The sequence below is a fragment of the Gardnerella coleohominis genome (assembly GCF_002896555.1).
GTDB lineage: Bacteria > Actinomycetota > Actinomycetes > Actinomycetales > Bifidobacteriaceae > Bifidobacterium > Bifidobacterium vaginale_F.
Genome location: NZ_MNLH01000002.1, coordinates 240,087 through 264,160 on the forward strand (window position 1 = coordinate 240,087; position 24,074 = coordinate 264,160).

Consider the following 24,074-nt stretch of genomic DNA (forward strand, 5'->3'; position numbering starts at 1 on the left):
AATTTCGCTTTAGTTTCCTAGTGTTTCACTTATGTAATGTTTCATTTAAGCATTACTTTACTTTACGTGTCACTCCACTTATGTAGTGTTTCACGTAATGTATCACGTAACGTATCACGAATTTTCGGTTGGATTATCTCGTACAAGTTGCGCATAAATTTCGTCAGGATCAATTCTACGCAATTCTTCGCTTAAGCAATCATCCAGAGTACGAATAGGAAGCGCAATAGGCTGTGCAGCTTGACCAGGAAGACTAATCATAGCCTGATCGTCTCCAGCAGGGCGAGTAAGTGACAATATGCCATCTTCTCGCTCAAATGTAACTGAATTAATAGCCTTAGCTTTAGGATCTTCCACTATTTCTACAGGCACATGCAAACTGCTCTTAAGCCAAGCTGCAAGCAAATGCAAAGATACGTAGTGAGTAGGGCCTACAACTTTCGCTCTAAGAATAGGCAAATGCGGAGGCTGATCAAGCATAGAAGCAAGTAACGCACGCCAAGGAGTTAAACGCGTCCAAGATAAATCAACATCTTTAGGAGACCAGTTTTTGCGCAGGTTTTGAACAGTTTTAAGAGTATCGTCTGATCGCTGTGCGTCAGTAATTCTGCTACTTGCCATGGCTCCAAGCAAATCGTGAGCAGGATCTTCAGGAGCATTAGTCGGCCACCATGCCACAATCGGAGCATCTGGAACCAGTAGAGGAATAACAAGTGTATCCGGATGGCGAACTAAGCCATTATGCGGATACAAAATAATAATTTCACCAGCTCCAGCATCCGCGCCGAAACGCACTTGAGCGTCAAGATTCGGAACAATTTCATCGTGTTCAGCTGCGTGCTCACTAGACCAATCGCGAACAATTGCAATAACACGGCAAGGATGCTCACGGCTAGCATTATTCGCAGCTTCAAGCGCATGCTCTAACTCTTTAAGAGTTGTATCAATAAGCAAAGTAAGCACGCGACCAGTAGCAGATTCACCGCGCTCTTCGTGTAATTCGTCGATTTTAGCCGCGATTTTGCTTGTATTAGTATCAGGAAGATTGATAATCATGGCAGCCTCCAATGGCGATTATCTCGAGCAAGCATAGCATCAGCCTCTGCAGGACCCCACGTTCCAGCGCGATATGGTTGCGGTTGTGTGCCAAGCGAGCTCCAGAATTCCTCAATAGGGTCGAGAATTTTCCAACTTAAATCTACTTCTTGCGTAGTTGGGAATAGCGGCGGCTCGCCAAGAAGTACGTCAAGAATTAATCGCTCGTAAGCTTCAGGGGAATTTTCTGTAAAAGAGCGTCCGTAACTAAAGTCCATAGAAACGTCACGCACTTCCATAGCAGTTCCGCCAGGAACTTTCGCACCAAAGCGCATAGTAACACCCTCATCAGGCTGAACTCGAATCACAATAGCGTTACTACCAAGTTCTCTTACGGCAGTAGACTCAAACGGCAAATGCGGAGCACGCTTAAAAATAACAGCAATTTCCGTAACGCGTTTACCTAAACGTTTACCTGTACGCAAATAGAACGGAACTCCAGCCCAACGTCGAGTATCAACATCCAGTCGTACTGCAGCATACGTTTCAGTAGTGCTTTTAGGATCAATTCCTTGTTCTTCCAAGTATCCAACAGCTTTGTAAGAGCCCTGCCATCCTGCTGCATATTGTCCTCGAGCAGTATTGGCAGCCAAGTCTTGAGGAAGTCTGATTGCGGATAGAACTTTCGTTTTTTCAGCAGTCAAATCACTAGCGCGGAAACTTACAGGCTCTTCCATAGCAGTAAGCGCCATAAGCTGAAGCAAATGGTTCTGAATCACATCACGAGCAGCACCTATTCCATCGTAATAACCGGCACGTCCGCCAATTCCAATATCTTCAGCCATCGTAATTTGCACGTGGTCAACATAATTCGCGTTCCAAATCGGCTCATACATTGCGTTAGCAAATCGGAAAGCCAGCAAATTTTGCACAGTTTCCTTGCCTAAATAATGGTCAATTCGGAACACAGAATTAGGATCAAAAACTTCAGAAACAACGCGATCTAACTCTCGTGCGCTCGCTAAATCGTGTCCAAAAGGCTTTTCAATAATTACGCGACGCCAAGCATGTTCAGAAGAGTGCGAAAGGCCTGATGCTGCAAGTTGTTGTGCAACAACCGGGAAGCTGGAAGGCGGAATAGACATGTAAAAAGCGTGATTTCCGCGAGTTCCACGATCCCTATCTAGCTCGTTCACTGTTTTGCTTAAACGCTCAAACGCGGATGCGTCGTCAAAAGTACCGCGCACGAAACGTATGCCTTTAGCAAGATTAATCCAAGTTGACTCACGAAATGGCGTTCTACAATGTTGCTCAATATTCTCGCGCACAAAGTTTACGAAATGCTCATCCGTCCAATCGCGTCTTGCAAAACCAGTTAAACCAAATCCTGGAGGCAAAAGCCCGCGATTAGCTAGATCATATACAGCTGGCATAAGTTTTTTGCGCGCTAAATCGCCAGTAATGCCAAAAATTACTAGGCTGCACGGGCCTGCAATACGAGCTAAACGCAAATCACGCGGATCGCGCAAAGGATTCGTCCAAGTAGATGCGCTTTCCTCATCGCCTTGCAAATTACGTAGTGTCCTCAACTCAGTCATAAGTACTATCGTAATGTTTCTAGGCTATTTTTACACGCGCTTTAGCATTTTTGTTATAGGCTTTTCTTGTAACAAACGCAAATTCCTAGAAAAATCGCCTTATAATCCGCATACCGCAAGTCGAATCATTCTTGCAAATTTAGGGCCTCCGATAGGAGTTAAATGCACTCCGTCATCAGTCAAATATTCAGAATGACCGTTGCTTAAACCATGCCAATCAATAATTCCAACGTTTTTGTGTGTCGCTGCAAATTCACGTAGTTTGGCATTTGTTGCATCCTGCCATGGCTGAGGCACACGTGTTGTAACAAAGTAAACTGGTTTTCCATGTGCTACGTCAACCAGGTGTTGAAGCAAAGAATCATTATTAGGAGGTCCATTTGTTCCGAGAGCATATACTACAGCGCTACCTTTATGGCCTTCTGATAAATCTTTTTCGAATGCATCTGCGCCTTGATAAATTTGTCTGCTGACTTTTCCATCTACAAAAGCGTTAGGCATTACTTCCAAAATATATGGTTTTGCGCCTTCAGTTATAGAATCTCCGACCATCATTATCTTTGCAGAGCAAGTATCTTTTTTGCTATCGAACTTGAATGTCGACGTTACGAGATTTTCTGGCACTTTCTCAGCAATAGGATTAAGTATTCTTTGCTTTGCTGGAATAGGCGGATTCTTACCCTTCTTTATATTTATAAGTTTTCCAGTAAAACGACGCTTTGCTACAGTCTTATTCGCAGAACCATTTTTATTACTATGATTTGAATTATTTTGATTGTGTTCTGACTTTTGGTGTGAAGATCTTGCTACAGCTGAAAGTTCTGGTCGCAACTGTACGGCGCGTTCATGAGCAATATTCTTCCAATTTAACGGCAATACTATTAGAGCAACCGTAGTTGCTGCGCATACTACTATGAAAAGATCTCTAGCTGCAGATGTTAGGTTTACCGATTTGCTAGATACATTAACGTTAGCGTCCACTGCATTTGACGCGTTCAAAGAGAACTTTCGCTTAACTAGAGGCATTTCAAATATACGGTAGAAGCATTCTGCAACCACAACTGTAGCTAAGAATTGCAATATTTGCTCCCACCAAGGCGCAAGATTTGTGCGCGTCGCAGGATTGAAAATCTCAAGCAATGGGAAATGAACTAAATACAATGCAAATGATCTTTTGCCAAGATATTTAAAAGGCGCTAATCCAAGAATCTTATAGCACAAGTTATCTTTTTGGCAGCATGCCCATAGTGCTATTGATGAAACAATTGCAATAAGTGTATATCCGCCATAATTAAGCCAATATGACATGCTATCCGCGTAAACGTATCCAACAATAAGTACGACTATAGAAAGCAAACCTATTATTGAGCGGATCCACGATGCTAATGGAGTAAAAGTATGAGTGAGTTTCTTCGTATTATTAAAAATATTCTCAGGCAGTTCTCTAATTTCAGATTTAGCGTATGTGTTATTAGTTTCGCTAGAGTATGAATCCGAGTATGCATCGCCAGAAACATTATTAGGATTGTTTTCAGAATTTGAATCCGAAAAATCTATTTGCAGTCCAGCTCGTAAATCTTGCGGAATATTATATTCATCGTTATTAAATTTATATGAAGAATTAAATTTATCTTCTGAATTAATTGAAGAATTACCGTTTGATACGTTTCGACTATTTTCTAATTTATTAGACTGTTTTAAATCTTCCCCAGAATAAGCGTTTTCTTGAGATAAAATTTCTCTCTTGTTTTCTTTATTGCTTAAAACATATGTAAAAGTATCTGCAACAAGCCCTCGGATACTACCTTTAGAGAACCATATTGAATACATTGCTAAAAGCGCGCCGATTAAAAATTCTGATCCTCGCGTATCAAGCGAATAGTAGACGCGAGCTATAGTCATGCCATTGCCGTGCATGAATGTAATAGCAGCCGTTGTTATCACTGAAGCAATAGTTAATAATGCTGTTATTCCAATTCGTATGAATTTAGAATGAACAAGCTTTATAAGCGCCCATAATATGATTGGCCATATTACAAAAGCTTGCATTATAAGGCCTAGATACCATAAGTGTTTAATAGGGGATGGCAGACCCGCTTCGTCAAAGTATGAGACTTTTCGAAGAATATAAGCCATATTGCTAAAGAATCCTGCTCCTGAGAGCGCGTCAGATTGTAATTTAGGCAATAAGCTTGGAGCAAACAGCCATAATATTGGTGCGCTTAAAGCAATAGTTCCAAGTGTTGAAGGCCAAATCCTTTTAATTCGATTCCATAAATACTTAAAGTAATGAATATGTAAGTCGCGGCTATAGATATGTAGTAGCGAAATTGTGCTGAAATATCCAGCTAAAACAAGGAATAAAGTTACTCCTAAGAATCCGCCTTGAAGCATTGCTGGGCGCAAATGGAATGCTACGATTCCGATTATTGCCAATGCTCGTAATCCATCTATAGCAGGATTTCTGTAATGACTGCACTTATTTTTATTATCTTCCGAGGAATTTCTATTAGCGTTCTCGCCCATATTGGGTGTGAGATTTTCAGATTTTCGTGTGCTTAAATTATCTTTCTCAGAAAAGGTCATACTTGCCTGCGGAATAACGGGATTTTTACCCGTTTTTTCTTTTGCCATCATGCCTGCAATTCGTTCCGTTAAGTACTTAACTAAGTGTATTTTCTTACAAAATCAGAATGATAATAACTACTTATTAAGACACTATAATGCGTTAAGCGTGTCTTAATTTTCTAACTAATAATTGTTGAAATAGCGCGATAATCATGTCTTATGCTTAAGTATTTTGTTAGGTTTTTATATTTTTCCAAAGTCTTTTTCTAACTTATTTTTGATTAATTGTTTATCTTTAATTTTAACTATTTTAGTTCGTCATATTTTAATTTCTACTATTTTAATTTTAACCATTTTAATTTCTACTCTTTGGCGCGCGGTAAAGTAATAGAGAAAATTATTGCCATGCGCTAAAGGAGTAAAAATGGCTGAAACTTTTAATGTTGTTGTGGAGATTCCACGCGGTTCCAAGAACAAGTATGAAGTAGATCACGAAACTGGTCGCGTATTCTTGGATCGCACTCTTTTCACAGCTATGGGTTATCCAGATGATTACGGATACATTGAAGGCACTTTGGGCGAAGATGGCGATCCACTCGACGCTCTCGTTATGCTTCCAAATTCCGTGTTCCCAGGATGCGTTGTTGAGTGCCGCGCTGTTGGCTTGTACCACATGGTTGACGAAGCTGGCGGAGACGATAAGGTTTTGTGCGTCCCAGCTGACGTTCGTTTCGACGACATCAAGGATATCGATGACGTGAATGAGTATCACAAGGCTGAAATCAAGCACTTCTTCGAGCAGTACAAGGCTTTGGAACCAGGTAAGGAAGTTCTTCCTGGTGATTTCTGGGCTGGCGTAGAGCAGGCTGAAAAGGAAATCGTTGCAGCTCGTAAGCGCTTGGAAGAAAGCGAAAAATAATTGAATTAATGCAGTAGATTGTTGAATCTACTGCATTTTTTTTTACCTATATTCATTTTATTTCTTTTATTATAGATTTATTTACCAGATACGTTTTGCTACCAGTTAGGCAGAGATTTAAGATTTTTCGCCCAGAGCGAAATGTATCGCTCGCGCGTTACAGCGCGCTCACGTCTTCGCTTGCGTTGAAAGTCCACTGGACTTTCAACTTTGAGCAAGCTCACTCATCGAAGTGCATTCGCGCGCTACGCTTTAAGCGCTCATGCAAGTCGATTCGCAGCACGAAGTGGTGATTCATTGAGCGAAGAAGGAAAATTGAAAAATCTCGGTGATTAACCGAAGATTAAAAGACTAAACATGCCAAGAGCTGTCGGAGTTTCTCTTAGAGCAATGTAAAAATCTTGCGATGAGAGAAACTCCGACAACTCAGCAACATTAGACAGGAAAAGCTCACGCAAAAATTGATTTAGTGATGAGATTATTGCATTATTTTGGGGCTTTAAAACTAGGACAAGTAAGTCTTAATGGGCACTCATAACAGTGCGGATTACGCGCAGTGCATACAGTTCTTCCATGCAAAATTAATCTATGCGAAAGATTAGTCCATTCGTCAGGTGGAAAATACTTAGTTATATCGCGTTCAATTTTTGCTGGATCAGGATTTTTACTACTCCAATCCTTACGCCAACGCAATCTTCCTGTAACTCTTATCACATGCGTATCAACTGGGAAGCCAGGAATATTAAAAGCATTACCTAAAACAACATTAGCTGTTTTCCTCCCAACTCCTGGAAGAGAAGTCAAATCCTTCATTGTATTAGGAACAACACCTTTGTATTCCTCAACCAATTTAATTGAAAGCATAACAATATGCTGAGCTTTTACTCTATAAAATCCTAAAGAATGAATTAAATATTCAACTCTGCTAATTGGAGCTTTAGATAAAGAAAGCGCGTCTGGAAATTCAGAAAATAAATCTTTAGTGACTTCATTAACGCGTTTATCTGTTGTTTGCGCGCTTAAAACAGTAGCAATTAATAGCTCGAATGGATTATTGAAATTAAGAGCACATTTTGGGGATGGGATACTTTTACAAAGCAACGCATACTCATTATGAATACGCGTTGAAAGAGCACTTCTATTACTTTTATTACTTCTGTTAGAAGATTCAAGCACAATCAACTCAGCTTCTCATTGCAGATCTTGCTGCAAGTCTTGAAACCATAGCAGACTTTCTATGGGCAGAAGATATTTCGCGCAACTCGGCTGCTGCAGCCTCATCAATGTCATCGTCGTCTGATTTAAAAGTTTCGTCATAATCTTCTTGAGAAGGTTGAATTAAAGAATCAGAAACAACATGATCGCCAACATTAGCGTCAATGCCTATAGGAATATCCTCAGGCGGATCAAAACGATATCCAACGTTTCTCACAGTACCAATCACATGCTCGTATTCTCCGCCGAGCTTAGCGCGCAGCCTTCTAATATGCACGTCGACAGTACGAGTTCCGCCGTAGTAATCGTATCCCCACACTTCTTGCAATAAATGAGCGCGAGTGAATACGCGACGAGGATGCTGTACAAAATACTTTAATAATTCAAATTCTTTATAAGCTAAATCAATAGGCTGATCATGCAAAGTAACCGTATAACCGCGAGTGTCAACAACTAAATCTCCTGCGCAAACACATCCGTCGCCAGAAACTTCAACGTCCTCTTGAGATGATTCTTCTTGACGCGAAGTAGCCTCAACAAAACGACTACGCTGTGCTACAAGTCTTAAACGTCCCTCAACTTCTGCAGGTGAAGCACCGGTTAGAATCACATCCGAAACTCCCCAAGCCGCATTTACTACAGTAAATCCGCCCTCTGTAAGGATAAGAATAACGGGCGCTTGTACTCCGGAAACTCGCAATAAATTGCATAATGATTTTGCTGTTGCTAAATCGTCTCTTGCGTCCATAAGAAGAACCGTGCGCTCTGGCATTTTGACAAAACTAGAGGAATCTAACGGTAATACGCGAACGCGATGAGATAACAACGTAAGCGAAGGAAGAACCATGGCAGGCGAGGCACAGGAAGTCATCAAAGTGATGTCTGTCATACATACCTCCAAGCCAAAAAGGTTTACGCCTAACACGCTCTTACTAGAAGTGTAGTCCATAGTGCGAAGATTAGGAAAATTAGACGATACTAATAAAAAATTTTTTATCTAAACACTCATATCAAACTTTTAAATAAACAAAAGCATTCTAAGCTAAAAGTATGTGTTATATAATGGTTTAATACTGTGACACATAAGTAGCAAACATGCGCCTTAAAACATAATAGAAATAATAACGACGCACGATATGCGTAATAGGAGAAGGTATGGATAATACAACTACCACACAAAAACCGGTGACTGCATTTGCAACAATTGCTGTCACTCAAATTTTTTCCGTGGCTGTTATGTTTATAGCTGCAATTCTTCCTTTTTCTACGTTAAAAGCAAGTATGCTAGTTTGCGCACTAATCTTGCTTGTGTTCTTTACGCTATGGCCTTTAAAAGGCGGTAAATCAGATCGCACTATAGCTTTTGTTGCAGGAATCTCATCTCTTTGGTGTGCAGCTCTATCGCTAAGAGGATTATTGCCTAATAGTGTTATAGACAACAATGATTCAGTATCAATGTCTCAGTTCATTGCAGCTATGAAGCCTTATGAAAAATGGGCTGTATCTTTTGCACTTATACTTGTTGCAGCAACTTTTGTAAGTTTCGCTCGCCAAATGTTAAGAGAAAAACGAACTAACCTTGTGCGAAATATTTCTCACACTCTTACAGCAAGCGTTGCAACAGCTGCATTGCCTGGTTGGCTGTTCCTGCCTTCTATAATTCGGTTTATGCCATCTTTGCGTAACGTATATGGCGGTTGTGCTGTAGCGGTGATTTGCATTTCGCTAATCATAGTATTTTCAGGAATGGCGCATTTGTGGAATAAAAATGCACAATATGATGCCAAGTGCATAAAGCCAGAAATAGGAATGGCGTTATTGCCAGTAATGCTTTCAGGAATGCTTATTTATGCGGCTGGATTAGGAATGTTATTAGTTGCATAATCTTATGATTTTGTTTTAAATAACAAAAGTTTGAAACTCGAATAAAATAAGCCGATGGGTTTATTTACTAAATACGCTCTGCTATCAGTTAGGCAGAGATTTAAGATTTTTCGCCCAGAGCGAAATGTATCGCTCGCGCGTTACAGCGCGCTCACGTCTTCGCTTGCGTTGAAAGTCCACTGGACTTTCAACTTTGAGCAATCTCACTCATCGAAGTGCATTCGCGCGCTACGCTTTAAGCGCTCATGCAAGTCGATTCGCAGCACGAAGTGGTGATTCATTGAGCGAAGAAGAAAAATCGAAAAATCTCGGTGATTAACCGAAGATTAAAAGATTAAACATGCCAAGAGCTGTCGGAGTTTCTCTTAGAGCAATGTAAAAATCTTGCGATGAGAGAAACTCCGACAACTCAGCACCATTAAATAGGAAAATCCTGCAAAAATATGTATGGGTTTAATGATGCGCATTAATGTTGCGTTGTTATTCTCATAGTGATATAAGATATCCCATATGTCAAAAAGTAGGTATTCTCACTATAGTCATAGGCGTAATAATAAATTTACCCCGTGGATTGTGTTTATAGCGGTTTTCGCAATTCTATTATCTGTTATGTGGTTCGGATGGCAAATAATAAACGGAAGACCTATACTTTCGCAAATACCTACATTCAGTTCCGTTAGCGGAAAAACCGTTACGATTGGATTGCGTACTGCACCTAAAAGTTTGGATATTCGCACTGATGATAGTGATGAATTGCAGCAGGCGTTATTAGAAAATGTTTACGAAACATTGGTAAATCGTGATGAAAACAATGCTTTAAAGCCGGGTTTGGCTGAATCCTGGGATATTTCCAAGAATGGATTAGTATACAAATTTAATTTGCGTCATGGAGTTAATTTCTCTAATGGAGTTGCTATGGACTCCAAGGCAGTTTTGCAATCAATTAAGCAAGGAATTGTTAATAGATATCCTGGATATGAAGCGTTAGACAATATAAAAAGTATTGATAATACAGATAAATATTCTATAACTATTGAGTTAAATTCACCTGACCCGTTGCTTTTAAGGCGTTTAGCTGGACGAGCTGGAATTGTTTATGATACAGGTGCTTTTATTAATTACTCAAATAGTGCTATTGGAACTGGTCCTTTTACTGTTGATAGCTATAAAAATGGCGACTCTCTTGTAATGCGTTGCAATGATAGATATTGGGGTACTCGTCCAAAATTAGGCGGAATTACGTTAAAGTATTTCAAAGATGACGCTTCTTTAACTGAAGCTATGTCTAATGGCAGTATTCAGATGGCTATTCCTTTGGAAGGAAAAGATAATAAGCGTTTGGCTTCCGTTAAAAATGTGACACTATCTAAAGGAAAGAGCACTCAAATCAAATTTATTGCTTTCAATAGTAGTAATAATTTATCCGTTTCTAGTGAAGATTGGATTCGTAGAGGATTCTGCTATTCTGTTGACCCGAAGTGGGCTATAGATTCTGACGGTAATGGTGGCGTGCCTGTTGGCGGACCTATTGATCAGCTTTCTCCTGGTTATGAGGATTTGACTAAAATATTGCCGTTTGACAAAGCTCAAGCTAGAAGGCATTTTAGCTACTTTTCTCCTAGATATTTCAAGACGGTTGTATTCCTTGCTCCAAAAGAAAATGCAGATTTAGCTCGTAAAATAGCTGATTCTATATCTTCAACTAGCTATGCGAAAATTGATTTACAGATTTTAGACAGTAAAGAAGTTGATAAGCGTATTAAAGAAAGAAAATACGATTTGGCTTTAACTTCTATTAATCACACTTTAGATATAGATGCATTTGTTAATCCTAACTCGCCTTACGCGTTCCAGAATTCTGATTCGCAGAAATCTTATTCTGATGCAATGAATTCGCCGAATGCTGCTGGATATGAAGCGAATATAAAGAAGTATGCGAAGTATCTTAAGAATAATGCCGCTGCTGCTTGGATTTATGCGCGCAATAGTGTAGTTGCTGTTAAGTCAAATATTGAAGGATATCCTAAGAATATGACTGATCAGTTGATGCCTTTGCGTGATTTGAATGTGAAGTAGAAATCGTAAGATTTGCGTTGTCGCGCTGAGTTTCTAATATTCAGTTCATGAGTGAACAGGATAATAACACAGTAAAGCACGCACATTTAACGCCTCTTCCTAACAAAGTTGGCGTTGATGGTCTTGAAGACAAGTGGCGTAGTGATTGGGACGAAGCTAAGACTTACGCATTCCATAATTCTCGCGATCGTAAGGCCGTATATTCTATCGATACTCCACCTCCAACCGTTAGTGGCCATTTGCATGTTGGTCACGTATTCTCTTACACGCATACGGATGTTATTGCGCGATATAAGCGCATGCAAGGTTTTGACGTGTTCTACCCAATGGGTTGGGATGATAACGGCTTGCCAACAGAGCGCCGCGTACAAAACTATTACGGCGTGCGCGTAGACACTTCGTTGAAGTATGACCCTGATTTTAAGCCGCCTTTTGAAGGCACTGAAGGCAAGAAGATTGAAGCGAAGGATCAGGTTCCTGTAAGCCGACAGAACTTTATTGAGCTTTGTGAGCGTTTGACTTCCCAAGACGAGAAGCTTTTTGAAGCATTGTGGCGCAGACTCGGTCTTTCTGTAGACTGGTCGCAAACTTATCACACTATTGGCGAGCAGCCTCGTCGAGTTGCGCAAAAAGCATTCTTGCGTAATCTTGCTCGTGGAGAGGCTTATCAGAAAGACGCTCCTGGATTGTGGGATGTGACTTTCCAGACCGCAGTTGCACAAGCTGAGCTTGAAGCGCGCGAGTATCCTGGTTTCTACCATAAGATTGCGTTCCGTTTCGAAGATGGTACGCCAATTTATATTGAGACTACTCGCCCAGAATTGCTTGCTGCTTGCACGTCTTTGATTGCGCATCCAGACGATGAGCGTTACAAGAAGTACTTTGGTCAGGAAGTTTATTCACCGCTGTTTAAGGTGAAGGTCCCGATTTTGGCGCATTCTGCTGCCCAAATGGACAAGGGTGCTGGCATCGCAATGTGCTGCACTTTCGGTGACGTAACAGACGTTGAGTGGTGGCGCGATTTGAATTTGCCAACTCGACCAATCATTCAGCGTAACGGTCGCATTGTTATGACGACTCCTGATTGGATTACGGATGAATCCGGTCGCGAAATGTTCGAGAAAATTGCCGGCAAAACCACGTTCTCTGCTCGTAAGGAAGTTGTTGAGGCTTTGCAAGCTGCTGGAGATATGGATGGCGATCCAAAGCCAACGAAGCGTATGACGAACTTCTACGAAAAGGGCGATAAGCCTTTGGAAATCGTCACTTCTCGCCAGTGGTATTTAAAGAACGGCGGTACGGACGAAAAGCTGAATGCTGAGCTTATTGAGCGCGGCAAGGAACTTAACTTCCACCCAGACTTTATGCGCGTGCGCTACGAGAATTGGGTTCACGGCTTGAATGGTGACTGGCTTATCTCTCGCCAGCGCTTCTTCGGTGTGCCATTCCCATTATGGTATCCAGTAAACGAAAATGGGGAAGTGGATTACGAGCATCCTTTGACGCCTAGCGAAGATCGTTTGCCAATCGACCCAACTATTGATGTTCCAGAAGGATTCGATGAATCTCAGCGTAACCAGCCAAACGGCTTTACTGCTGAGCAAGACATTATGGACACTTGGGCCACATCTTCCTTAACTCCACAAATTGTGACTCGTTGGGAAGAGCCAGGTGAGGAAAATCAAGCTTTGTTTAAGGCTACTTTCCCAATGGATTTGCGTCCGCAAGGCCAGGATATTATTCGTACTTGGCTGTTTAGTACTGTTGATCGCGCGTATCTTGAAAACGGCTGCTTGCCTTGGAAGCATGCTGCGCTTTCTGGCTGGATTCTAGACCCAGACCACAAGAAGATGTCTAAATCTAAAGGCAACGTGGTTGTGCCAAATAAGCCAATCGAAGAGTTTGGTGCGGATGCTGTGCGTTACTGGGCAACTTCAGCAAAACTTGGCTTGGATGCGACTTATGACGAAGGTCAGATGAAGATTGGCCGACGCCTTGCGATTAAGCTTTTGAACGCTACGAAGTTTGCGCTCGCAATTGGTCGCGAAGACGAGGAACATCAGGTTCTTGAGTCTGCCAGCGCGGATTGGGATTTTGCAGACGTTACGGAAGTTTTGGATCGCTCTGTTATGGCAAAGCTCGCATCCGTTATTCGTACCGCAACTGATGCGCTTGAATCCTACGAGCATTCTAAGGCTTTGGAAGCAATCGAAACATTCTTCTGGGAGTTCTGCGACGATTACATTGAGCTTGCAAAGAATCGTGCTTACGGTACTGCGGAATCTACTGGACGCACTCCAAGCGAAGCTGCTGTAAAGTCTGCTCGCACAACTCTTGGCCTTGCACTCGATGCTTTGGCTCGTTTGCTTGCTCCTTACTTGCCTTATGCTACTGAAGAGGTGTGGAGCTGGATGCATGACGGCGAAGGTTCTGTGCATCGCGCTAGCTGGCCATGCTCTAAGGCGTATGAGGCTGCTGCAAACGGTGTTTCTGCAGATACTTTGGCTTACGCGGGCGAGGCTTTGGCTACTTTGCGAAAGATTAAGTCTGAAGCAAAAGTTTCTATGAAGACTCCTATTTTGCAAGTGACTTTGAACGTTGCAGAAAATGCTTATAAGGCTGTTGAGGATACTTTGGATGACGTTGCTGAAGCTGGTCGCGTTACTGGAGAAGTAAAGCTTAATGCTGTTAAGGCAGCAGTTGCTGGAGATTCTTCTGATTCTGCTTCTGATTCAGAATCTGATGCAGCTAACGTAAACGTTTCAGTTGCTCAAAGCGAACTCGGCGAAGCTCCTGCAAAAAAGAAGTAGTTGCAAGTAGTCGAAAATAATTAATCGCAAAACAAAAGCGCTGGAAGTCAATCTTCGACTCCAGCGCTTTTTGTGTATTGTAAATACTAAGCATCGCGCGGTAACGCTAGACTGTAAACCATGAATCCAGAAAGCTTAAGTGAATTAATTGAAAAAATTGCTAAAGATTTAGTAGCAAGCGGTAAAGCTGGAAATCTAACAGAAGATTTGATTCCTGCTGCCGAAAAACTCGCAGTTATGAGGCCAAAAGATCGCGCACACGGCGATTGGGCAACGAACGTTGCTATGCAGCTCGCTAAAAAAGCTGGTATGAAGCCTCACGATTTAGCTGAACTTTTTGCCGAGCGTTTGCAAGAAGCAGAAGGTATTGCGTCTGTAGAAGTTGCAGGCCCTGGCTTTATTAACATAACGCTTGATTCTGCTTCTGCAGCGGCTGTTGTTGACGAAGTATTAAAGCAGGGTGCAGATTTTGGCAATAATACGCATTTGAGCGGCAAAACTTTGAATCTTGAGTTTGTTTCCGCTAACCCAACTGGCCCAATCCACATTGGTGGCACGCGCTGGGCGGCAGTTGGTGATTCTATGGCTCGAGTCTTGGAAGCGAACGGCGCAAAAGTTGTGCGCGAATACTACTTCAACGATCATGGCGAGCAAATCAACCGTTTTGCAAAGTCTTTAGTTGCTGCAGCTCACGGCGAAGAAACACCTGCAGACGGCTACAAAGGCGCGTATATTAACGAAATCGCGGACGCTGTTATAAAAGAAGCGAAAGCGGACGGCGTTGACGTTCTCTCATTGCCGCGAATCGATCTTGGAAAAGACGAAGAAGGTTTGCCACTTGGCGAAGGCGATTCCGAGCAGCGAGAAGAGTTCCGCAAGCGCGCAGTTCCAATGATGTTTGCGGAAATTCGCAAGTCGATGCACGATTTTCGTGTTGGTTTTGACGTGTGGTTCCACGAAAACAGCCTGTACGAGGACGGCGAAGTTGAGCGCGCTATTTCGGACTTGCGTGAACGTGGAGATATTTTCGAAAAAGATGGCGCAACTTGGTTCGAATCCACTAAGCATGGTGATGACAAGGATCGCGTAATTATTAAGTCTGACGGCAATTACGCTTACTTTGCTGCAGATATCGCATACTATCGCAACAAGCGTCATCGCGAACAGAATCCTGCAGACGTAGCAATCTACATGCTAGGCGCGGATCATCACGGATATATTGGCAGAATGATGGCAATGTGCGCGGCTTTTGGAGACAATCCTGGCGAAAACATGCAGATTCTTATTGGCCAGATGGTAAATGTTATGAAGGACGGCAAGCCTGTACGCATGAGCAAGCGTGCTGGAAACGTCATCACAATTGACGATTTAGTTGATGCAATTGGCGTTGATGCTTCGCGCTACTCGCTTGCTCGCACAGATTACAACACAAGCGTTGATATCGATTTGGATTTGCTTGCTTCTCACAGCAACGATAATCCTGTGTATTACGTGCAATATGCTCACGCACGTAGCTGCAATGTGGCTCGCAATGCTGCAGACGCTGGAATTACACAAGATGGCGCTGATTTAAGCTTGCTTAATACCGAGGCTGACGGCGAAGTGTTGGCTGCTTTGGCTCAATGGCCTGCAGCTTTGGCTCAAGCTGGCGATTTGCGCGCTCCTCACAGAGTTGCGCATTATCTTGAGGATTTGGCAGCAAGCTACCACAAGTGGTACAACCTTGAGCGCGTAGTGCCAATGGAGTTGAGTGACCCAGAAAATCGCTTGCCAGAAGCGGAACGTGAGGCAGTTCGCATTGCAAAGTGCCCAGAGCCAGCACGTGCTGCAGCTCGTTTAAAGCTTAATGCTGCTGTGCGCACAGTTATTGCAACTGGTCTTGATTTGCTTGGAGTTTCCGCTCCAGAAAAGATGTAGCTTTTTGCTATTATTGCGCATTTAAGATTTATTTAGGACGCTAGCTTTTATGTTAGCGTCCTTTTATTTTTTGAAATTAACTCAAGATTACTTCTGATTATTTATGATTACTTCTGATTATTTCTGATTATTTTTTATTAGAAGACACGCGCGAATTATGGGTCTCTGTATATTAAGTACATGCGATTTATTAATATACCCCCTAATATTATTTTCGCTATAATTATCAATTCCTTATAAAAATCTTTGATTAGTTAAATAGTAAAATAGTATTTAAATACGAATTTGCCATTATAGGAGGTGTAAGCATGAGCGTCACAACACAAGGTGTCAGCACGGACAGTGCCCCGAAAAAAAGGAATTTGGCAATTATTGAGTCCGCGTACGTGGCGATTATGCTTTTTGGCATGTTCTTTGGCTCAGGGAATTTGATTTTCCCAGTAAATCTAGGCGTAAAATCAGGAAATGGTTTCGTGCCTGCAATAATTGGTTTTATTATTACTGGCGTTGGTTTGCCATTGTTAGGTGTTACAGCTCTTGCGATGAGCCGTGCGAATGGTCTTTTTGAGCTTTCCAGCAAGCCGAGCAAAAAATACGGCATGTTTTTCACTTGCGTGCTGTATTTGACAATAGGCCCATTCTTTGCAATTCCTCGTTGCGCAATGACTTCATATACTGTTAGCTTAGAGCGTGTAATTCCTCAAAATGGTAACAATCAATTGTACTTGTTCCTGTTTTCTGTGGTATTCTTTGCGCTCGCGTTCTTCTTTGCTCTAAAGCCTAGTGGAATACTTACATGGGTTGGTAAAGTTCTTACGCCTATTTTCCTGGTATTCTTAGGTGTTTTAGTATTTACTGCTTTGCTTTCGCCTGTTAGTGGTGCTTCTGCTAATGATTCCCCTATTGGTAATTATGCAAATATGCCATTCTTTGCAGGTTTCTTAGAGGGCTACAATACAATGGATGCTTTAGCTAGCTTGGCTTTTGGTATTGTGGTTGTTAGCACCATTCGCCAGTTTGGCGTAAAAGATCCTAAAGATGTGGCAGTGAATACTGTGCGATCCGGATTCTTTAGCTGCCTAATAATGGCTATTATTTATGTTGCGATTGCAATTATTAGCGTTCGCAGTCGCGCTATATTCCCACCTGCAAAAAATGGTGGCATAACTTTAGCTCAAATAGCTCGGTATAGTCTTGGCGATTTTGGTTTGTTTGTTCTTGCTGCAACTGTTACTCTTGCCTGCTTAAAGACTGCAGTTGGCTTAATCGTAAGCTGCTCGGAAACTTTCTCTAAGTTATTCCCTAAAGGTCCTAGCTACAGAGTTTGGTCTGTGATAATTACGCTTGTTTCGTTTGGTGTTGCAAACATTGGCTTAAGTGCAATAATCGAATATGCGGTTCCAGTGCTTATGTTCTTATATCCACTTTCCATAGTGCTTATTCTTTTGGCTTTGTGCGGTCGACTTTTTGACAATTCCAAAGTCGTATACGCTTGGACGCTTGGTTTTACTGGTGTTGCAGCAGTATATGATTTTTTGAATAGTTTGCCAGAATCTTTGCGCAACGCATTGCATATGAATGGTATATTAGCGGTTATTCAAAGCTGGCTGCCGTTCTCAGAATTTGGCATGGCTTGGGTTTGCCCTGCGATTATTGGTTTTGTTGTTGGTTTGATTCGTAATTTATTAAGAGATAGTCAAGGAATAGCTGAAATAGCTAGGTCATCTGTTGCTCCTGGAGCGCAGGGGAGTGTTGCTGATGACAATGATTATTCTTCAAGCGATGCTGAGTTTAACGAGCCTGCTGACTTTGTTGCATCGGCTAAGTCTACTGTTGACGAACCTAATTTTAGTGAGCAATCCTAAAGTTTTGTAGCGTCGCGTAGACGTCATAATAATCGCCATATTTTGATGCGTATTTTACGTAACAAGATATGGCGATTTTTGTAACTTGCGATTAGAAGTTAGTTGCCTAGAGCTTCTACCAAAGTTTAAAATCAAAAAAATGAATAGTTGGTGTGCTGTTTAGAGCATTTATTACGAAAATAAATGTTATAAACAGTGCATCAATAAAGGAGGAACTCATATGTCCAAAGCAAAAAAAGAGATAATTGAAGCAAAGGGATTTGCTATTCAGATTTATACTGAAGATTTTAAAAATGACTATATAAGTCTTACGGATATTGCTAAGTATAAAAATAATGATGATCCTAGATTTGTTATACAAAACTGGATGAGAAACAGAAATACTTTGGAATATATAGGTTTATGGGAAGTTTTGAATAATCCAGATTTTAACCGTGTGCAATTCGACACGTTTAGAAATGAAGCAGGACTTAATAGATTCATTATGACACCACAAAAATGGATTGATTCTACAAATGCTATTGGCATAATATCAAAATCTGGGAGATATGGTGGAACCTATGCGCATTATGATCTAGCAATGGAATTTGCCTCATGGATTTCACCAGAATTCAAGCTGTATATTGTTCAAGACTATAAAAGACTTAAGTCAGATGAAAATTCCAAGCTATCACTAAGTTGGAATCTTAATCGAGAAATTTCCAAGATCAACTACAAAATTCATACGGACGCAATTAAAGAATATCTCTTAAAAGATCTTACCAACGAACAGTTGTCTTACAAGTATGCAAGTGAAGCAGATATGCTCAATGTAGCCTTGTTTAACAAGAGAGCTAAACAGTGGCGAGAAGAAAATCCAGATCTAAAAGGTAATATGAGAGATTATGCAAGTCTGAATGAGTTGTTGGTGCTTGCAAATATGGAAAGCTATAATGCAGTTCTTATTGGTAAAGGTGTGGACCAAAAAGAAAGAATGATTGAACTTAGAAAGCTTGCCAGAACACAATTAATGTCACTGCAAAAACTTAGTGATAGTGGCATTAAAAAATTGGAAGAAAAAATCAAGTAATTTTTGCCGATCGTACTAACATCTATTGGGTGTGACAAAGCCTACCGTACTTGTTCGCGGTAGGCTTTTTGGTTATTTGATGGCGATTTTTTGCGACTTGCGACTTTCTGCTTGCGAGTTGCGACTTTGCGATTAGAAGTTAGCTGCCTAGTGGGTGGCAAATTGCCTCATGGTGTTTATTGGCAATAGCCTGCATAGTTTGAAGTTGCTTGAGAAAAGAATTGATTGATGTGATTTAAATAGACGGGTAAACAACGAATATAGAATAAATAAAGGCTAGTCAACATGGAATTTATCTTGTATAATCGGTGCGTTAAAAAGTTATGCATAAAGGTTGACAATCCATGGAAATACTGACAAAATCCTCGCAGGCAGGCAGGCAGGCAGGCAGGCAGGCAGGCAGGCAGCATAGCTCTGTCTCTTTTTTCCGTAGAATTTTTTAATAGGCAGAAACATATACCTGATGGATAGGTATATGTTTCTGCCTATTTTTATGCAATTTTTCAAAGCAGTAATATAAATCATTTGAATATATGGAAGATATAAAAATAAAAAATAGAGATGAGATGAAAATGAAAATGAAAATGAAAAGGATAACGGGCCTACTTCTTGCCCTATTTATGACCATGGGTTGTCTGTCTTTAAATCCAATAGCTAGCTATGCGAATGACACGAACGAGAAGACCTTTAATATCAATGCTGGTAGTGTAAATATAACACAAAACGGTAATTATAAGATTGAAGGAACAGGTACAGCAACGTCAAATACGATTAGTGTGACAGGAAGTAATATCAAGGCTAAGATTATCCTAAAAAATGTAAACATTGATGTATCTAATCAGGATGAACAACAGGCTTTTCTTGCAAAAGATTATAATCAATCTAATGTTCATTTAACGATAATATTAGAAGGAACAAATTCGTTGAGGTCAAGTGACAGTTGGGCTGGGTTAACATGGAACAATTCTGATAATAGTTCAACGTTAGAAATCAAGGGTAATGGTTCTCTAACCGCAAAATGCTGGCGTCATGGTGCTGGCATTGGGTCGAGTTGGAATAACAATGGTACAAGGAACATATCAATCACTGGTGGAACCGTAACCGCAACAGGCGGAGATGGTGCTGCTGGCATTGGTGGTGGTGAATCTGGTTTAGGGGAAAACATTACAATCTCTGGTGGAACTGTAACCGCAACAGGCGGATATCAAGCTGCTGGCATTGGTGGTGGTAATCATGGTTCAGGAGAAAACATCAAAATCTCTGGTGGAACTGTAACCGCAACAGGTGGAACTTTTGGTGCTGGCATTGGTGGTGGTGAAGGGGGTTCAGGGAAAAACATCAAAATCACTGGTGGAACCGTAACCGCAACAGGCGGTGCTCTTGCTGCTGGCATTGGTGGTTGTCGTTGGGGTTCAGGAGAAAACATTACAATCACTGGTGGAACAGTAACCGCAACAGGTGGAGGTGGTGCTGCTGGCATTGGCGGTGGTGATGCTGGTTCAGGAAGAAACATTACAATCACTGGTGGAACCGTCAAGGCAAGCAGTATCAGTACAACGCCAACCGATGGCAAGGGTAATAACGTCTATCTTTTTAAACTGAAAAATCAGGACAGTGTGAATGAGGTAACTGTGGACAGTGGCACAAAAAATGCAAAAACATTCACAAGAGCAGGCAACCACCCTGACAGAGATACCGCATTTTATCTGTATCTGACAGGAAAAGACCATGACCTTGATACTTCTAAAAAGAAATATAAGGCAGAATGGAATAATACTACGAATACATTTACTACTAAATTTGACCCGAATGATGTAAAAAGTATGACGGTAACAACACAGCCTTCAAAGTTGAGTTACACGGAGGATGACCAACTAGATTTATCTGGGCTTGTTGTCACGTTAACTGATGATCAGGGCAAAACAAAGGAAGTGAAACCTACTGACTTTACGGCTAATAATATCAATGCAGATCCTGAGAATGGAGCAGTATTAAAGCTAGGCCATAATGAAAAGACTGTTACCTTAAAGAGAGGAAACTTGACTGCAACTACAGATGCGTTACAGGTGAAGCAGAGAGTGTTTGACCCAACTCGTGTAACGTCTAGGACAATCACACACCAGCCTAAGTTGAGTTATACGGAGGGAGAGAGGCTAGATTTAACGGGGCTTGTTGTAACGTTAACAGATTATCAAGGCTTAAGAAAAGAGGTGCCATTTGCGCAATTTGAAAGATATGGAATCAATGCATATCCTGCAGATAAAACATTTTTAAAAGTAGCAGACCACAATGGGAAACCTGTTAAATTAGTAATTTATAGGCCTGGAACGATGATTCTAAGCTGGTCGGCACCAGCAGGCGTATTAAAGGTAAAAAATAAGTTTGACCCAACTCATGTAACGTCTATGACAGTCAAACACCGGCCTAGTAAGTTGAGTTATACGGAGGGAGAAAACCTAGATTTAACTGGGCTTGAAGTCACGTTAGAAGATGCTAAGGGTGTGAAAAAAGTCGTGACTCCTGCAGATTTTGAAGCGAATGGCATCAAGGCAACTCCTGAGAATGGTAAGAAACTAGAGTTAACTGATGGTGGAAAGCCTGTTAAGTTAACGAGAGGGACCTTGACTGCAGAAACAAGTGCATTACAGGTGAAGCAGCAAAGTTCTGGTTCTGGTTCTGCTGGTGGTGCTGGCGTAGGCGCAGGTTCTAGTACTGGTCATGGTTCTAGTGCTGGTATGAACGATGATGCGCCTGCTACTTTGGATAATGGCGAGTTGAATATTCAGATTGATAGTGCTGAAAGTGATTATAAGCCTGGCAATGCTGGAGATGGATCTGGTAACGCAAACGCTGGCTCAGCTCCAGAAGTTAAGCGGTCAGATGCGGCCGTTAAGCAGTCGGCGGATACATTAGCTTTGGCGCATGCTCAGGCGGACTCTGCTGCACGCAAGCTTGCAGATGCTCGTAAGTCGCAGCATGAGGCACCAGCTCTTAAGCCGCAGACTGAAGCACCGGCTCCTAAGTCGCAGCATGAGGCACCTGCTCCTAAGTCGCAGTCTGAAAAGCGTATTGGTATGATTCCTAAGACAGACAAATCAGCATCGTTTGCAGGCCTGATCGCATTGTATGCAGGCTTGATTGCAGTGCTTGGCTTCTCGATTGTGGGACTTGCAATTCTTTGTAAGAAGAAAATGATGGAAGAAAACAATAAGTAATTTTTGCCGATCACACTAATATCCATTTGGTGTAAAAAGCCTACCGTTTGTTTGCGGTAGGCTTTTTGGTTAGTTTTTTGATGTGATTATTTGCGAGTTGCTGCGTGCGGCGTGCGGCGTGCGACGTGCTACGCGCGACTTGAGATTCTCGACTTGCGACTTGCTACTAGAAGTTGCCGCCGTTCCAACCCCAGTCAGTGGTTGCAGTGTAGCGAATGTAAGTGCGATCTTGTGGAATTCCAAGCTCGCGCTCCAAAGCTGCCATGATTTGCTCAGTCAACTTTTCCCAAGCAGATCCTGGTACGCTGGAACCAAACACGTTCACTTCAACGTAAGCTGCAGGCTTAGTATTGTCTCCTGCAAAATAAATCGGCATATTGTCCTCGAATGGGCACATAAGCCAGCGTTCGCTTTTTCCTGGAACTGCGATAATTGCCTTGCCATAAGCAGATTTTAAAGCTTCGCGCTGCTCTGGTGTAGTGCTTACAGAAACATGAGTATGAATAACTGGCATAATCGCTCCTTTGCTAAGTTCTATAAATTTGCTAAGTTCTATAAACTTGTATTGCGCAACTTGCGCTACGCAATAATTATAGTGAATTGTTAACCTCCGCGTGTTTAATTAAATGTATGAAAAAACTTATTGAACAGGTTGTTAAGTTCGGAATCGTAGGCATTATTGCGTTGATTATTGACGTAGTGTTGCTAAATCTGCTTCTTCTTGTGCATCTTAATAATGTTGTTGCTGGAACAATATCTTTTATAATCTCACTTATTTTTAACTACATTGCAAGTATGAAGTACGTGTTTAAGCACCGCGAAGACATGGCTCGTTGGATGGAATTACTGATTTTTGTTATTTCTGCAGTTATTGGTTTGCTTATTAACGATGCGATTATTTGGCTTAGTACGCTTGGAATGGCGCAAGCTTTGCGTGGTACTGCGATTTACATGCTCCGCACAAACATTGGCAAGCTTATTGCAACAGTTGTTGTAGCTGTGTGGAATTTTGTTATTAGAAAATGGCTTTTAGATGACACAAAGTCACAAAAACCTGATTATGATGCCGCTAAAGACAATACTTTTGCACATAAGTTGGGCGAGTGGTCGTTAAGTCATACTCCAAAAAGAAGGAGGAAGTGAATTATTATGCCGGCTACAACAATCCATTTTGTTCGTCACGGTGAAGTCGAGAATCCTGAACATCTGCTTTATGAACGTTTGCCAGGATTCCATCTTTCTAATAGGGGTGTGCGCATGGCTAAAGCTACAGCGCATTATTTTGCTACTGCTCCTCAAATGCGCGAAATTAGTGCAATCTATTCATCTCCTCTTGAGCGAACTCGTGAAACAGCTCGTGAAATCGAAAAGGCGTTGCGCAATATTGCGGATTCTGCCTATGCAAAAGCGCACTGTGACGAAAAGTGTGACGAAGAGTGTGATGAAGATTCTGATCAATCTTCTGATCAATCTCAAGAAAGCGACATCATTTTAGATAAGCGATTGATTGAAGCTGGTAATAATTTCCGCGGAAAACGCATAGGTTACGGCGAAGGTGCTTTGTGGAAGAATGGAAATTGGAAACTTGTATTGAATCTTTGGCGCCCAAGTTGGGGTGAAAGCTATCGAAGCATTGCTGCTCGCGTTGGCGATTTTGCGCGCGAACAAGTTAAAAATCATCCTGGAGAGCAAATAGTAGCTGTAACTCATGAATCGCCTATTTGGTCTTATCGTCATTTGCTAGAAACAGGTCATCCGGAGCATAATATGTTGCTTCGTAAGACTGCTTTAGCTTCAATTACGTCTATTACTTACGATTGCGAAACTATGCGCGTGCTTTCGATTACATACGTAGATCCTGCTGGGCGAGTGAAGTAAGTAACATATAATGCGAAGGAGCATG

Annotated in this window: 15 protein-coding genes and 1 pseudogene; 10 read left to right on the forward strand and 6 right to left on the reverse strand. The window is 41.6% G+C overall.

Annotation, left to right across the window (positions count from 1 at the left end; translation table 11 throughout):
* Nucleotides 1–114: 114 nt before the first annotated feature.
* The 3 genes from BFS05_RS02855 to BFS05_RS02865 all read right to left on the reverse strand — a co-directional run bounded on the left by BFS05_RS02855 (nucleotide 115) and on the right by BFS05_RS02865 (nucleotide 5,267).
* Complete coding sequence (locus BFS05_RS02855; RefSeq protein WP_103084506.1) at nucleotides 115–1,056, reverse strand: glucose-6-phosphate dehydrogenase assembly protein OpcA; 942 nt, start codon at nucleotides 1,054–1,056, stop codon at nucleotides 115–117.
* Nucleotides 1,053–2,633 (reverse strand): glucose-6-phosphate dehydrogenase, encoded by a 1,581-nt coding sequence (gene zwf / locus BFS05_RS02860; RefSeq protein ID WP_103084507.1) that lies wholly within the window; start codon nucleotides 2,631–2,633, stop codon nucleotides 1,053–1,055. Before zwf ends, BFS05_RS02855 begins: the two co-directional genes overlap by 4 nt.
* Before the next feature lie 99 nt (nucleotides 2,634–2,732).
* The gene (locus tag BFS05_RS02865; RefSeq protein WP_374703763.1) at nucleotides 2,733–5,267 is read right to left on the reverse strand and encodes an acyltransferase family protein; all 2,535 of its coding nucleotides are present in this window, start codon (nucleotides 5,265–5,267) and stop codon (nucleotides 2,733–2,735) included.
* Between the two features lie 358 nt (nucleotides 5,268–5,625).
* Between BFS05_RS02865 and BFS05_RS02870 the strand changes: the two genes are divergently transcribed.
* Nucleotides 5,626–6,120, forward strand: a complete 495-nt coding sequence (locus BFS05_RS02870) for an inorganic diphosphatase (protein WP_103084508.1) — start codon at nucleotides 5,626–5,628, stop codon at nucleotides 6,118–6,120.
* A gap of 486 nt (nucleotides 6,121–6,606) precedes the next feature.
* Here the strand turns inward: BFS05_RS02870 and nth are convergent, their stop codons facing one another.
* Both nth and BFS05_RS02885 read right to left on the reverse strand, forming a co-directional pair.
* Nucleotides 6,607–7,302, reverse strand: a complete 696-nt coding sequence (gene nth, locus BFS05_RS02880) for an endonuclease III (protein WP_180978568.1) — start codon at nucleotides 7,300–7,302, stop codon at nucleotides 6,607–6,609.
* Nucleotides 7,303–7,516: 214 nt separating this feature from the next.
* Nucleotides 7,517–8,224, reverse strand: a pseudogene (locus BFS05_RS02885) (winged helix-turn-helix domain-containing protein); the annotation flags it as partial.
* Between the two features lie 266 nt (nucleotides 8,225–8,490).
* On the opposite strand from BFS05_RS02885, the gene BFS05_RS02890 reads away from it, so the two are divergent.
* The 7 genes from BFS05_RS02890 (at nucleotide 8,491) to BFS05_RS02925 (ending at nucleotide 22,171) form a co-directional block, all read left to right on the forward strand.
* The gene (locus BFS05_RS02890; protein ID WP_103084510.1) at nucleotides 8,491–9,219 is read left to right on the forward strand and encodes a beta-carotene 15,15'-monooxygenase; all 729 of its coding nucleotides are present in this window, start codon (nucleotides 8,491–8,493) and stop codon (nucleotides 9,217–9,219) included.
* 510 nt (nucleotides 9,220–9,729) lie between these two features.
* Nucleotides 9,730–11,295 (forward strand): ABC transporter substrate-binding protein, encoded by a 1,566-nt coding sequence (locus BFS05_RS02900; protein WP_103084511.1) that lies wholly within the window; start codon nucleotides 9,730–9,732, stop codon nucleotides 11,293–11,295.
* A gap of 47 nt (nucleotides 11,296–11,342) precedes the next feature.
* A complete protein-coding gene (valS, locus tag BFS05_RS02905) occupies nucleotides 11,343–14,105 on the forward strand; it encodes a valine--tRNA ligase (RefSeq protein WP_103084512.1) in 2,763 nt (920 codons plus the stop codon).
* A 120-nt stretch (nucleotides 14,106–14,225) separates the two neighbouring features.
* Nucleotides 14,226–16,022, forward strand: a complete 1,797-nt coding sequence (argS, locus tag BFS05_RS02910; RefSeq protein WP_103084513.1) for an arginine--tRNA ligase — start codon at nucleotides 14,226–14,228, stop codon at nucleotides 16,020–16,022.
* A gap of 308 nt (nucleotides 16,023–16,330) precedes the next feature.
* On the forward strand, nucleotides 16,331–17,887 hold the full coding sequence (gene brnQ / locus BFS05_RS02915; RefSeq protein WP_103084514.1) for a branched-chain amino acid transport system II carrier protein: 1,557 nt from the start codon (nucleotides 16,331–16,333) through the stop codon (nucleotides 17,885–17,887).
* Nucleotides 17,888–18,107: 220 nt separating this feature from the next.
* A complete protein-coding gene (locus BFS05_RS02920; RefSeq protein WP_103084515.1) occupies nucleotides 18,108–18,956 on the forward strand; it encodes a KilA-N domain-containing protein in 849 nt (282 codons plus the stop codon).
* Between the two features lie 584 nt (nucleotides 18,957–19,540).
* Entirely contained in the window at nucleotides 19,541–22,171 is a 2,631-nt protein-coding gene (locus tag BFS05_RS02925) for a hypothetical protein (RefSeq protein WP_146026725.1), read from the forward strand.
* A 166-nt stretch (nucleotides 22,172–22,337) separates the two neighbouring features.
* Here BFS05_RS02925 and BFS05_RS02930 read toward each other — a convergent pair whose 3' ends face one another.
* Nucleotides 22,338–22,685 carry a phenylpyruvate tautomerase MIF-related protein gene (locus BFS05_RS02930; RefSeq protein WP_103084517.1) on the reverse strand — a complete coding sequence of 116 codons (348 nt, stop codon included), beginning with the start codon at nucleotides 22,683–22,685 and terminating at the stop codon, nucleotides 22,338–22,340.
* Nucleotides 22,686–22,801: 116 nt separating this feature from the next.
* On the opposite strand from BFS05_RS02930, the gene BFS05_RS02935 reads away from it, so the two are divergent.
* Together BFS05_RS02935 and BFS05_RS02940 are read left to right on the forward strand one after the other, a co-directional pair.
* Complete coding sequence (locus tag BFS05_RS02935; protein WP_180978569.1) at nucleotides 22,802–23,314, forward strand: GtrA family protein; 513 nt, start codon at nucleotides 22,802–22,804, stop codon at nucleotides 23,312–23,314.
* A gap of 6 nt (nucleotides 23,315–23,320) precedes the next feature.
* Nucleotides 23,321–24,049, forward strand: coding sequence for a histidine phosphatase family protein (locus BFS05_RS02940; protein WP_103084519.1), 729 nt, complete (start codon nucleotides 23,321–23,323; stop codon nucleotides 24,047–24,049).
* The last annotated feature ends 25 nt before the right edge of the window (nucleotides 24,050–24,074 follow it).

Bases quoted from the DNA above. Each gene is read 5' to 3' on its own strand.
- BFS05_RS02925 (WP_146026725.1), top strand. From the start codon at position 19,541: ATGAAAAGGATAACGGGCCTACTTCTTGCCCTATTTATGACCATGGGT.
- BFS05_RS02940 (WP_103084519.1), top strand. From the start codon at position 23,321: ATGCCGGCTACAACAATCCATTTTGTTCGTCACGGTGAAGTCGAGAAT.
- BFS05_RS02865 (WP_374703763.1), bottom strand. From the start codon at position 5,267: ATGGCAAAAGAAAAAACGGGTAAAAATCCCGTTATTCCGCAGGCAAGT.
- BFS05_RS02855 (WP_103084506.1), bottom strand. From the start codon at position 1,056: ATGATTATCAATCTTCCTGATACTAATACAAGCAAAATCGCGGCTAAA.
- valS (WP_103084512.1), top strand. From the start codon at position 11,343: ATGAGTGAACAGGATAATAACACAGTAAAGCACGCACATTTAACGCCT.
- brnQ (WP_103084514.1), top strand. From the start codon at position 16,331: ATGAGCGTCACAACACAAGGTGTCAGCACGGACAGTGCCCCGAAAAAA.
- BFS05_RS02900 (WP_103084511.1), top strand. From the start codon at position 9,730: ATGTCAAAAAGTAGGTATTCTCACTATAGTCATAGGCGTAATAATAAA.
- BFS05_RS02930 (WP_103084517.1), bottom strand. From the start codon at position 22,685: ATGCCAGTTATTCATACTCATGTTTCTGTAAGCACTACACCAGAGCAG.
- zwf (WP_103084507.1), bottom strand. From the start codon at position 2,633: ATGACTGAGTTGAGGACACTACGTAATTTGCAAGGCGATGAGGAAAGC.
- BFS05_RS02870 (WP_103084508.1), top strand. From the start codon at position 5,626: ATGGCTGAAACTTTTAATGTTGTTGTGGAGATTCCACGCGGTTCCAAG.
- BFS05_RS02935 (WP_180978569.1), top strand. From the start codon at position 22,802: ATGAAAAAACTTATTGAACAGGTTGTTAAGTTCGGAATCGTAGGCATT.
- BFS05_RS02920 (WP_103084515.1), top strand. From the start codon at position 18,108: ATGTCCAAAGCAAAAAAAGAGATAATTGAAGCAAAGGGATTTGCTATT.
- argS (WP_103084513.1), top strand. From the start codon at position 14,226: ATGAATCCAGAAAGCTTAAGTGAATTAATTGAAAAAATTGCTAAAGAT.
- BFS05_RS02890 (WP_103084510.1), top strand. From the start codon at position 8,491: ATGGATAATACAACTACCACACAAAAACCGGTGACTGCATTTGCAACA.